7 protein-coding genes are annotated in these 12,304 nt (G+C 60.2%); 4 read left to right on the top strand and 3 right to left on the bottom strand.

The annotated features are described in order from the left end of the window. Positions 1-16: 16 nt before the first annotated feature. Both BMZ63_RS13860 and BMZ63_RS13865 read left to right on the top strand, forming a co-directional pair. Positions 17-1,615: a methyl-accepting chemotaxis protein gene (locus BMZ63_RS13860; protein ID WP_091706402.1), complete on the top strand. Its 1,599-nt coding sequence runs from the start codon at positions 17-19 to the stop codon at positions 1,613-1,615. Between the two features lie 131 nt (positions 1,616-1,746). Then, entirely contained in the window at positions 1,747-3,105 is a 1,359-nt protein-coding gene (locus BMZ63_RS13865; RefSeq protein WP_091706404.1) for a methyl-accepting chemotaxis protein, read from the top strand. Here the strand turns inward: BMZ63_RS13865 and BMZ63_RS13870 are convergent. The 3 genes from BMZ63_RS13870 to BMZ63_RS13880 are packed head-to-tail and all read right to left on the bottom strand — an operon-like array spanning position 3,102 to position 8,271. Next, a complete protein-coding gene (locus tag BMZ63_RS13870) occupies positions 3,102-4,094 on the bottom strand; it encodes an HD-GYP domain-containing protein (RefSeq protein WP_091706405.1) in 993 nt (330 codons plus the stop codon). The genes BMZ63_RS13865 and BMZ63_RS13870 overlap by 4 nt on opposite strands. Next, positions 4,088-6,988, bottom strand: a complete 2,901-nt coding sequence (locus tag BMZ63_RS13875; RefSeq protein WP_091706407.1) for an MHYT domain-containing protein — start codon at positions 6,986-6,988, stop codon at positions 4,088-4,090. Before BMZ63_RS13875 ends, BMZ63_RS13870 begins: the two co-directional genes overlap by 7 nt. Before the next feature lie 11 nt (positions 6,989-6,999). Beyond that, positions 7,000-8,271, bottom strand: a complete 1,272-nt coding sequence (locus BMZ63_RS13880; protein WP_091706408.1) for a sensor domain-containing diguanylate cyclase — start codon at positions 8,269-8,271, stop codon at positions 7,000-7,002. A 203-nt stretch (positions 8,272-8,474) separates the two neighbouring features. Between BMZ63_RS13880 and acnA the strand changes: the two genes are divergently transcribed. Together acnA and BMZ63_RS13895 are read left to right on the top strand one after the other, a co-directional pair. Next, complete coding sequence (gene acnA, locus BMZ63_RS13885) at positions 8,475-11,237, top strand: aconitate hydratase AcnA (RefSeq protein WP_091706410.1); 2,763 nt, start codon at positions 8,475-8,477, stop codon at positions 11,235-11,237. Positions 11,238-11,675: 438 nt separating this feature from the next. After that, positions 11,676-12,304, top strand: a 629-nt coding sequence (locus BMZ63_RS13895) for a reverse transcriptase domain-containing protein (RefSeq protein ID WP_244888405.1), incomplete at its 3' end; no start/stop codon positions are given.

Consider the following 12,304-nt stretch of genomic DNA (forward strand, 5'->3'; position numbering starts at 1 on the left):
TGTTCAGGAGCACGGAGTGCGCATAAACGAACCCGTTACACAACGCGAAGTGCCGGTTGAACCTGGCGCTAATATTCTTTCGACCACCAATCCAAAGGGGCAGATCACTCATGTTAATGACGAGTTTCTGGAGATCTGCGGTTACACCCGCGAAGAGTTGATTGGCCAACCCCACAACATCATCCGCCACCCGGACATGCCCCGGGCCGCCTATGAACAGATGTGGCAACAGTTAAAAGCCGGTGAGCCCTGGCTGGGTGCGGTGAAGAACCGCTGCAAAAACGGTGATCACTACTGGGTACGTGCCTACGCCATTCCCATCACCAACTCACAGGGTGAGTTGATAGAACTGCAGTCCATCCGTACCCGTCTGGAGCCGAAAGCCAAAGACAGGGCGGAGAAGCTGTACGCCAAATTGCGGGAGAGTCAGCCGAAAAAAGGCCCGGTGGAACCGGCCCGCCTGCCCCGGACCCTGCCACTGACGGCCCGCTTGATGATTGCCCTGGCACTGGTGTTTACCGCCAGTTCCATTGCCCACGGCGCCACGGAATCCGTGGGAGCGTCGGTGGCCATCTGGTTGCTGTCGCTGGCTGCCGGCGGTGGCGCCATCTACAAACTGCTGGCGCCTTTCCGCAAATGCGTGCGTCGGGCACGGGCGATTGTCGATGACACCGTGGCCGAGCGCATTCTGGTGAACGGCAACGGCGATGTCGCCAGTCTGGACCTGGTGATCACCGAGCAGGCGGCGGAGCTGGATTCGGTGGTCAAGCGCATGGACGATCTGATCAATGAATTGAAACTGGATGTGACCAAAACCACCCGGCGCAGTAGCGATGCCAGCGAGGCCGTGAAAGAGCAATCCTCCGCCACCGATACCATTGCCTCGGCCAGCGAAGAGATGTCCGTGACCTCCAGTGAAGTGGCCAGCAATGCCACGGACATGCTGGAGCAGGTGCGCATGGCTCATGACGGCGTGTCCCGGGGCCAGTCGATCACCCATGAAACCCGCAGCAGCATGGACTCGCTGTCGACCGAGCTGGCCGAAGCCTCAAAACGGGTGGGTGAATTGACCGAAGCCAGCAAGGGCGTGACCGACGCGCTGAACACCATCGGCGAAATTACTGAACAGACCAACCTGCTGGCGCTCAATGCCTCGATTGAAGCGGCCCGGGCCGGCGAAGCCGGGCGAGGGTTTGCCGTGGTGGCGGATGAGGTGCGCAGCCTGGCCTTGCGTACCCAGAGCACCACCGAGCAGATCACCAGCACCCTGAGCCGGTTCCGGCAAGTGGTGGATAACGCCACCGCCTCCATGGACCGGTGCGATAGCTACGCCCGCAAAACCGTGGAAGACGCAGCGGCCTCAGAAGAAACCCTGGAAGAGCTGGTCGGTTACATTGACCAGATTTCCTCGGCCTGCGACAGCGTGTCGTCCGCCGCCGAGCAGCAACACCAGGCCTCCTCGGAAATCTCCAATCGCATCGTCAGCATTAACGACCTGGGCGACAGCGCCACCAATCTGATGACCGAAGCCCAGGACTCCATTCACCACCTCGAAGAACAAATCGTGGAAGTCGCCGCTCTGGTGGATCGTCTTAAAGGCCGGAAGGAAATCTGAATGGCTTAATGCCTGGTAAATTGATGCAGATCTTCAAGAATCCGGCCGGTCTGCCGTTACAATTGATAGTTATCAACCAAGAACTTTTTTGACGAACCGATCCAGCGCGGCGCGCTGTAACGAGCGGCACTATGTTCCTGACCGAAAATAAAGCCAAACAGATGATTCAGGCGGTCCTAGAGGGCCATAACCGGAAAAACACGCCGGACTGGCTCAAGCCCCTGGCCGAGTACCTGGATGAATGGGCAGACGAAGAGCTGGCGGTGGCCAATGGCGCGGTGGATGTGTCCCGCCATATTTCCGACCTGGGCCAGAACGCCCTGGAATTTGACGAGCGTATTCACAGCCTGGTGGCCAACATCCAGACGCTGTCGGCCGCCATCGAAGAAATGTCCGCCAGTGCCTCGGAAGTGGGCAGCCTGGGCCAGGACGTGTTGCACCAGGCCTCCAACGTGAATGATTACACCCAGGAATCCAGTACCGCGCTGGATGAAATGGAAGCCCGGCTGGCGGAGGTGGACATTGCGCTGACCCAGGCCAACGAGGAAATGCGTGCGCTGGCCGAGCAGACCAAGCGTATCGAGACGCTGACCAACACCGTGAACGAGATTTCCGATCAGACCAACCTGCTGGCGCTGAACGCCGCCATCGAGGCGGCCCGGGCCGGGGAGGCCGGGCGCGGCTTTGCGGTGGTGGCGGATGAGGTGCGTCAGCTGGCTGCCCGCAGTGCCGGCGCGGCGCAGGAAATCAACGGCATCGTCACCGAGATCATCAACGGCTCGGAGAGCGTGCAGGAGCGGCTGGGCAAATCGGTGACGGCGGTTCAGGCCTCCGGCGAAAGCCGTGAGCGGGTGGCGGATGTGATCCACAAGTCCCGGGACTCGGCCAATCAGAACTTTGACCAGGCCACCTCTATTGCCTCGGCAGCGGAAGAGCAGAGCCAGGTGGCCCACGACATGGCCGAGCAGGTCAGCTCCAACTCGGAAGACTCGGATGCCCTGGCAAGCATCTTCAAGGGGCTGATGGGGGCACTGGCGCCATTGCGGGAAGACACCAACAATATCTTTTCCAACGTGCGGCTGATCACTCCCTGCCTGGTGCTGGCCAGCGCCAAGCGTGATCACGTGGTGTGGGTGGACAAGCTGATTCGCTTCGCGATCTTTAACGAAGATGCGATTACCGAAGACGAAGTGAAGGATCACACCCAGTGCCGCCTGGGGCAGTTCCTGGCCAGTGAAAAGGCGAAGGGCCTGCACCAGCTGAAAAATTCAGACCGGCTGATCAACGAGGTGCACCCGAAGGTACACAAAGTTGGCCGGGAGTTGTTCAAACTGGCCCAGGATTTCCATAACAAGCGCATTGATCCAGAGCGTTACACCGCCCAGTCCCATGAGCTGGTGGATACCCTGAAAGCCTCGTCTTCAGAGGTGATTGATCTTCTGGATGCTCTGATGCGGGAGGTGGAAGATCACCCCGACATGGCCTGTTAGGCAGACGTTTCCGGCCAGCGGTTTTTGACCTCCAGAATCGCCGGCAGGCAGGCAAAGAATGCCTCCACCAGATCCGGGTCAAAGTGCTGGCCACTTTGTTCCCGAATCAGATCGCAGGCCTGGTCCACGGACCAGGCTTTTTTGTAGGGGCGTTCGCTGGTCAGTGCATCAAACACATCCGCCAGCGCCACAATGCGCGCTGATACCGGAATGTCCTCGCCTTTCAGGCCTCGCGGGTAACCGCTGCCGTCCCACTTTTCGTGGTGGTTTTGTGCCACTTCCCGGGCCATGGCCAACAGCTCAGAACCGTCTTCACCGATAATCTGCGCGCCAATTTCTGCATGTTGCTGCATGATCGCCCATTCGTCCGGATCAAGCTTGCCGGGCTTGCGTAACACCGAGTCAGGGATGCCGATTTTCCCCACGTCGTGCATGGGTGCGGCGTGCAACAGGGTTTCGGCCCAGGCTTCTCCCATTCCTGCCTCGAGGGCGATAAGCTGCGAGTAGTGGCTCATGCGGATTACGTGCAGGCCGGTTTCGTTATCCTTGTATTCCGCCGCCCGGCCCAGGCGCTGCACCACCGCCAGGCGGGTGGCGGTAAGCTCTTCCACCCGCACCAGCGACAGGTGGTTACGCACCCGGGCCCGGACAATGGCCGCGTTTACCGGTTTGGTCAGGTAATCCACCGCACCCAGCTCCAGCCCGTGGGCTTCGTCGTCGGCATCCGACAGGGCGGTGACGAAAATTACCGGAATACCGCGGGTGGCCTCTTGTTGCTGCAAGGCCTCGCACACTTCATAGCCGGATTTGCCCGGCATCATGACATCGAGCAGGATCAGGTCGGGTTTTTCGTTGTGGGCCAGTTCCAGGGCCCGGTCGCCGTCCTTGGCGAACAGCAGGCGGTAGTCGTCCGCCAGAATGTTGCGCAGCACCTGAAGATTGGCGGGCTCGTCGTCGACCAGCAGCAGGGTTTTGGTGTCGGTCAGCATCGGGTCTCCTTCAGGTTGTCCCGGCAGGCGGCCAGTATACGGGCCGCCTGTTCGGGCTCGAAATTGTCTAGTGCCTCGCCGGCGTCACGGGCGCATGCCGGGGGCAGGGCAGGTTTGAGGTTGGCAAAAGCCTGTTCGGGCATCTCGCCCTGGCGCAGTTGGTCAATCAGTGCGTTGAGGGCGTCGATGTCCAGTTCGGTCGCCTCGTATGGCTGCGGTGTTTCGTCCGGGTACTGACTGGCAAGCCATTGGCGGGCCGCGTCGAACTGGTCCTCAAGTTGTTGCCACAGGTCTCCGGCCGATTGCCGGCGTTTGAAGGCCTGCTCCATGTCCGCCAGGGTTTGTGTCAATTGGCCGAAGCCGAGGTTGCCGGCCAGGCCTCGCAAACGGTGTATTGAAGCGCCCGGGTTTGCCTGCTCGCGCAAGTCGCTGGGCTGGTTTTCAGGGGCCTGCAAGAAACGGCTGGCGGCTTTGTGGTGGGCGCGGGCATCCGGCCAGAGTTGCGCCACCAATTTGCGGTTCAGGACGTCGTCCGCCGCCTTGGCCGATGTGTGAGCGGCTGGTCTGGGGGAGCGTGGCTGCAGATCCAAACCAAGCAGCCGGGCCATTTCGGCGGACAGGTCGACGATATTGATCGGTTTGATGGCAAAGCCGTCCATGCCGGCATTCAGTGCATCGCGATGATCGGCTTCAAGTACGCTGGCGGTCAGGGCGATCACGGGAGTGCGGAGTTGCTGGTGTTCAGCCTCCCATTTGCGCAGCGCCCGGGTGGCTTCGTGGCCATTCAGCTCCGGCATCTGAACGTCCATCAGCACCATATCAAACGGTTGTTGAGTGGCTTTATCCAGAGCTTCCCGGCCATTGCTGGCGGTGATCACGGTATGGCCCCGCTGGCCGAGCAGGGCTCTAAGCAATTCCAGATTCTGTTCTACGTCGTCGGCCACCAGCAGGGTCAGTGGTGGCAGCTCGATTTCCTGCTCCGTTTGCCGGTCATGGTCGACCGGCTGGCCAGCAGCCAGGGGCAGGCTGACGCGAAAGGTGGAGCCTTCGCCGGGCTCACTGGTGGCGCTGATCTGCCCGCCCATCAGTTCGGTCAGCTGGCGGGCAATGGTGGTGCCCAGCCCGGTGCCGCCAAAGCGGCGGGTCATGCTGGCATCGGCCTGGGTAAAGGGTTCGAAAATTCGGTTCAGCCGGTCCGGCGCAATGCCGATGCCGGTGTCTTCCACCAGAATCACCACTTCACCGGTGCGGGGCTGAAGTACCCGCAAGGTCACCCCGCCGGTTTCGGTGAATTTCACCGCATTGCTGACCAGATTGAGAATGACCTGCTGGATGCGCAGCGGGTCACCCCGGAAATAGTCATCGGCCTGGTAATCCAGGGTCAGCGACAGGCCTTTGCCGCCGGCCGTGAGTGACTGGCTGGCAACGATCTGGTCACACACCGCTCGCAATGAGAAATCCCGCTGTTCCAGTTCGGTGTGGCCGCCATCGAGTTTGGCGGTGTCCAGAATGTCGTTCAGCAGGGTCAGTAGCGAGCGGGCGGAGTCTTTGACAATGCCCAGGTGCCGGGCCTGATCGGTATTCAGTGAGGTATCCATCACCAGGTCGGTAAAGCCGATGATGGCATTCATGGGGGTGCGGATTTCATGGCTCATGTTGGCCAGGAAGGCGCTTTTGGCCTCGGCGGCTTGCTCCGCCTGATCCTTGGCCTGGCGCAGTTCGGTTTCCATCCGGTGGCGCTGGGAAATGTCGGTGATAAAGCCGACAAAGGTGCTGACGCCACCCAGGCGCGATTCACCAATGGCCAGGCGGATGGGGAACTCGTGGCCATCCTTGTGCAGTGCCCAGACCTCCCGGCCCTTGCCGATGATTTTGCGCTCGCCGGTATCCAGATAGTGTTTCAGGTAGCCGTCATGGGCATCCCGGTGCGGATTGGGCATCAGCATTTTCACGTTTTTGCCCAGTACTTCGTCGGCGGGGTAGCCAAAAATGCGTTCGGCGGAGTCGTTGAACGACAGGATGTCACCCTTTTCGGAAATCTTCACAATGCCATCAACGGCGGCGTCGACCGTGGCCTGCAGTTCACTGGCGGTTTTCTGGCTGTGGCGCATCAGCACGCGATAACGGGCCACGGCGTTGACGCCGGCGGCCAGCAAGCTCAGGGAAACGGTTACAAATGCAATGGCCAGCGCCAGGATGGTGTGGCGATTGCTGCCGGGCAGGAAATCCGGGTCGGGTTCGCCGATAAAGCGCGCCGCTTCCATGCCGGTGTAATGCATGGCGGCAATGGCCAGGCCCATGATGGTGCCCGCCAATAGGCGGCGCTTGTAACCGTGCAGAAGCCGGTGCCGGCGCAGCCCGAAGCTGATCCACAAGGCCAGGGTGCCTAGCACCACGGCCACCAGGATAGACAACACGAACAAAGCCGGGCCATAGCGCAACGCCGGGCCAATTTGCATGGCCGCCATGCCCAGGTAATGCATGGCACCAATACCGGCGCCGACGGTAATGCCACCGCCCACCAGGCGGCCGGTATTCAGCTCGTTGCGCGCGAGCAGGCTCAAGGTGACCCAGGACGCCAGCAGACTGGGCACGACAGACAGCGCGGTGATGCCGGGGTGGTAATGGACATGGGTGGGCATGGCAAAGGCCAGCATGCCGATAAAGTGCATGGACCAGATGCCAAACCCAAGAGAAGCCGAACCGCTGAGCAGGTGCAGGCGTTGCATGTAGCGGGAGGTGCTGCGCCGGGCGGCCGCTGCCAGCACCAGCGCCATATAAGAAGCGCCGATGGCGATGGCCAGCGACAGGGCCACCAGGCCCCAATCGTAGTGGCCGGTGACCAGTTTGCCCGGTGGCGTGCCGACAACGAAAAAATCAGCCAGTGAAAGCAAAAGGCAGGCCCTTAATCGTTGGTGACCCGGTTTTTACCGGCGTCCTTGGCAGCGTAAAGGCGCTGGTCCACCCGCTCAAGAATGCTGGCCGGGGTGTCCTCGGGCAGGGATTCGGTCACACCAATAGACAGGGTGACATGGCCAATTTCCTCAAACTCAATGCCCGCCATTGCCGCGCGAATGCTTTCGGCTATCTCCCGGGCCTTGTCGTCGTCGCAGAACGGCAGGATTACGATGAATTCCTCGCCGCCCCAGCGTACGACCTTGTCGGTTTTGCGGGTCTGCTCCATGAGAATATCCGCCACTTCCTTGATCACCTCGTCACCTTTGGGATGGCCGTGGGTATCGTTGACCACTTTGAAGTCGTCGATATCCAGCATCAGCAGACTGAATGGGGCGTCCTTCTCCTGGGCCTGAATCAATACCACGTCCAGCTCGATTTCCCCGGCCCGGCGGTTCAAAAGCCCGGTCAGTGAATCGTGGGAGGCCTGCTCGCGCAGTTTCAGCTCGGCAAAGACGCGATCACTCAAGTCCTTGATGATGCTGATGAAGTGGGTGATTTCGCCACTGGCGTTCTTGACCGGCGTGATGGTCTGCTGGCAGTGAATTTCGTGGCCGCTTTTATGGCGGTTCACCACCATGGCTCGGAATGGCAGGCCCTCTTTCAGATGGCGCCAAAGGCCTTTATAGAAGGTTTTGTCGTGGCGACCGGATTTGAGTACCGACGGATCACGGCCAATCACCTCGGTCGGGCTGTAACCTGTGATGATTTCAAACCCCTGATTGGCAAACTCGATGATACCCTCGGCGGTGGTGATAAAAATACCGTCGTAGGCCGCATCAATGGCCTTGGCGAACAGGTTGCCGGTGGATTCGGCCGCATGCAGCTGGGTAATGTCTTTCTGGATGGAAATGTAGAAACGCGGCTCGCCGGAATTTCCCTTGATTTCGGTAATGTTCCATTCCACCAGATAAGGCCGGCCGTTTTTCCGGTAATTGATGGTGGAGCCGGAGAAAAAGCCATTTTTTTTCAGATCCCGCCGCAGTTTCTCGATCACCGCCGGTTCTGTCATCGGGCCCTGCAGGATTTTCGGGTTCTCCCCGGCCAGTTCCTCAGCCGAATAGCCGGTCATGTTGCAGAAGGCAGGGTTGGCATAAACGATCTCATGCCTGGCGTTGGTCATCACGATCGAGTTGAACGAGAGTTCCGCGCTGGTGCGAAATAATGCCAGCGAGTCATCGGCAGAGAGGCTCTGCAGCGCTTCGGAGAATTCCTGGGTCAATTTTCAGCCTGCATTGATGTGCGTGTAAATAAAGGGTAGACCAGCATTGTGCAAGCAGCCCGGGGTGTCAACGCGGAATACTGCTTATCCAGGCGACACACTGGCCAATAAATACAAACAATGACGAACATTCAGCCGGTTTTGGTTGAAGTCTGGTTATTCGGTGCAATAGTAGTTTTAGATTTCCAAAGAGGAGGCATTGCATGTCGAGTAACGGATTGAGTAAAGACAGCCTGAATACCCTCTCTACTCTCGAGGCGGGTGGTAAAACCTTTCACTATTACAGCTTGCCCAAAGCAGCGGAAACCCTGGGCGACCTCAACCAGCTGCCGTTTTCCCTGAAAGTGCTGATGGAAAACCTGCTGCGTAACGAAGACGGCACCACCGTCGACAAGCCTCACATCGACGCCATGGTGAACTGGCTGAAAGACCGCCACTCCGATACCGAAATCCAGTTCCGCCCGGCGCGGGTGCTGATGCAGGATTTCACCGGCGTGCCCGGCGTGGTGGATCTGGCCGCCATGCGTGAAGCGGTGCAGGCCGCGGGCAAGGACCCGGCCATGATCAATCCGCTGTCGCCGGTGGATCTGGTGATTGACCACTCGGTGATGGTGGACGAATACGGCACGCCCAAGTCCTTCAAGGACAACGTGGACATTGAAATGGAACGTAACCAGGAACGTTACGAGTTCCTGCGCTGGGGCCAGCAGGCCTTTGATAACTTCCGCGTGGTGCCGCCGGGCACCGGCATCTGCCACCAGGTGAACCTGGAGTATCTGGGCAAGACCGTCTGGCAAAAAGACATTGACGGCAAAACCGTCGCCTACCCGGACACCCTGGTGGGCACCGACTCCCACACCACCATGATCAACGGCCTGGGCATCCTCGGCTGGGGCGTGGGCGGCATTGAAGCGGAAGCCGCCATGCTCGGCCAGCCGGTGTCCATGCTGATTCCGGAAGTGGTCGGCTTCAAGATCACCGGCAAACTTCGTGAAGGCATCACCGCCACCGACCTGGTACTCACCGTGGTGGAGATGCTGCGCAAGAAAGGCGTGGTCGGTAAATTCGTGGAGTTTTATGGCGATGGCCTGAAAGACATGCCGGTGGCTGACCGGGCTACCATTGCCAACATGGCACCGGAATACGGCGCCACCTGTGGCTTCTTCCCGGTGGATGAGCAAACCATCGACTACATGCGCCTGACTGGCCGTGAAGAAGACCAGCTGGAGCTGGTGGAAGCCTATGCCAAAGCGCAAGGCCTGTGGCGCGAGCCTGGCCATGAGCCGGCCTACACCGACACCCTCGAGCTGGACATGGGTGACGTGGAGGCCAGCCTGGCGGGCCCGAAACGCCCGCAGGACCGGGTGGCCTTGTCCAACATGAAGGCCTCCTTCGAGCTGTTGATGGAAACAGCAGAAGGCGCGCCGGAAAACGGTAAAGAGAAGCTTGAGTCTGAAGGCGGCGGCACCGCCGTGGGTGCCGAGAGCGCGTATTTCGAGCATCCCTCCAGCCAGCCGCTGGAAATGAAAGGCGAGAAATGCCGGCTGGACCCGGGTGCGGTGGTGATTGCCGCGATTACTTCCTGTACCAACACCTCCAACCCGAGCGTGATGATGGCTGCAGGTCTGATCGCCAAGAAAGCCGTGGAAAAGGGCCTGAGTACCAAGCCCTGGGTGAAAACCTCCCTGGCGCCGGGCTCCAAGGTGGTGACCGACTACCTGAAAGTGGCCGGCCTGCAGGACGACCTGGACCAGCTTGGCTTCAACCTGGTGGGTTACGGCTGCACCACCTGTATCGGTAACTCCGGCCCGCTGCCTGAGGCGGTGGAAAAGGCCATTACCGATGGCGATATGACCGTGGCCTCGGTGCTGTCCGGTAACCGTAACTTCGAGGGCCGGGTGCACCCACTGGTTAAAACCAACTGGCTGGCCTCGCCGCCGCTGGTGGTGGCCTACGCACTGGCCGGCAACGTGCGGGTGGATCTGACTAAAGACCCGCTGGGTACCGATAAAGACGGCAACCCGGTGTATCTGGGCGACCTCTGGCCGAGTCAGGCGGAAATCGCCGAAGCGGTCGAGAAAGTGAAAACCGATATGTTCCGCAAGGAATACGGCGAGGTGTTCGAGGGCGACGACACCTGGAAGTCCATCAAAGTGCCGGAAAGCAAGGTGTACGAGTGGAGCGACAAATCCACCTACATCCAGCATCCGCCGTTCTTCGAGGGCCTGAAGGAAGAGCCGGACGCCATCGAAGACATACAGGATGCCAACATCCTGGCCATGTTGGGTGATTCGGTAACCACCGACCACATCTCTCCGGCCGGTTCCTTCAAGCCGGGCACGCCGGCGGGTAAATACCTGCAGGAACAGGGTGTGGAGCCGAAAGACTTCAACTCCTATGGCTCGCGCCGGGGCAACCACGAAGTAATGATGCGCGGCACCTTCGCTAACGTGCGTATCAAAAACGAAATGCTCGATGGCGTTGAAGGCGGTTTCACCAAATTCGTGCCCACCGGCGAGCAGATGGCGATCTACGACGCCGCCATGAAGTATCAGGAGCAGGGCACGCCGCTGGTGGTCATTGCCGGCAAGGAATACGGCACCGGCTCCAGCCGGGACTGGGCTGCCAAGGGTACCCGCCTGCTGGGCGTGAAAGCCGTGGTGGCCGAGTCTTACGAGCGCATCCACCGCTCCAACCTGATCGGCATGGGCGTGATGCCCCTGCAGTTCCCGGAGGGCGTGGACCGCAAGAGCCTGAAGCTGACTGGCGAGGAAACCATTAGCATCGAAGGGCTGTCGGGTGAAATCACCCCGGGCCAGACCCTGACCATGACCGTGAAGTACAAGGACGGTTCAACCGAAACCTGTGAGCTGAAATCGCGCATCGACACCGCGAATGAAGCCACGTACTTCAAGCACGGCGGTATTCTGCACTATGTGGTGCGGGAGATGCTGAAGAATGCCTGATGGTTGAGAGGGTTTCAGCCTGAAGGAAGCGAAGCCGGCGCACTGCGCCGGCTTTTTTGGTGCGCCCGGCATGGGCGCACTCCTGGAGGTGCAAGTCCTCCCGTGAGCTGGCCACAGCGAACGAAGTGAAGCGCAACTGCGGAAGGGCGACCGACCGTGGGGAGGAAGCGTGGAGCGTAAACCGTGAGCCGATGAACAAGAATCGGATACGAGGCACTGCCGAGCAGGGCGAGCGGGCCAAAAGTCGCGAAGCTCTTGTGGCCAAGGCGAGGTGGTGTAAATCCGGCGGTTGTGCGGTGAAGGAGTGTGTTCTTACCCGGGGAGATCTCGCCTCATGCCTGAAAGGGCGACGTGGCAACACGGAGCGAGAAGTCAGCAGAGGCCATAGTAGCCGCTAACACAGGGCGAAGGGCCGAACGAGAAGGAGCGTCAAACGCCTTGTCGATGAAAACTGTAAGGCATCAGATGCCCGCGCCAGCGGGGCGGGTCGCAACACGGGAAGGTGAAGCCTTGCCGGGCGTGACCAGTGATGAAACAGGACTCCCGCGACGAGAACCGGAGGGCGCAGGGCGAAGCCTGCTTGAGCAGGCGTTCGCACGAGAGAATATGCAACGGGCATGGAAGCGCGTGAAGGCCAACAAAGGATCGGCAGGTGTGGACGGGCTGGATATTGCCCAAACCGCGGAACACCTGCGATGGGTGTGGCCGGAGCTTCGCCAGCAACTGCTGAGCGGCTCCTACCAACCACAACCCGTTCGTCGGGTAGGCATCCCGAAACCGGACGGCAGTGAGCGGGAACCGGGAATCCCCACCGTCACCGACCGTCTGATTCAACAGGCATTGTTGCAAGTGCTGCAACCTCTGATTGATCCCACCTTCAGCGAGCACAGCTACGGCTTCCGCCCGGGCCGCCGGGCCCACGATGCGGTGCTGGCTGCGCAACGCTACGCCCAACAGGGTCGCCACATCGTGGTGGACGTTGACCTGTCGAAGTTCTTCGACCGGGTTAACCACGACATCCTGATCGACCGCCTGAAGAAACGCATAAACGACCCCGGAATCATCCG

Source organism: Marinobacter persicus (genome assembly GCF_900114155.1).
Classification (GTDB): Bacteria; Pseudomonadota; Gammaproteobacteria; order Pseudomonadales; family Oleiphilaceae; genus Marinobacter; species Marinobacter persicus.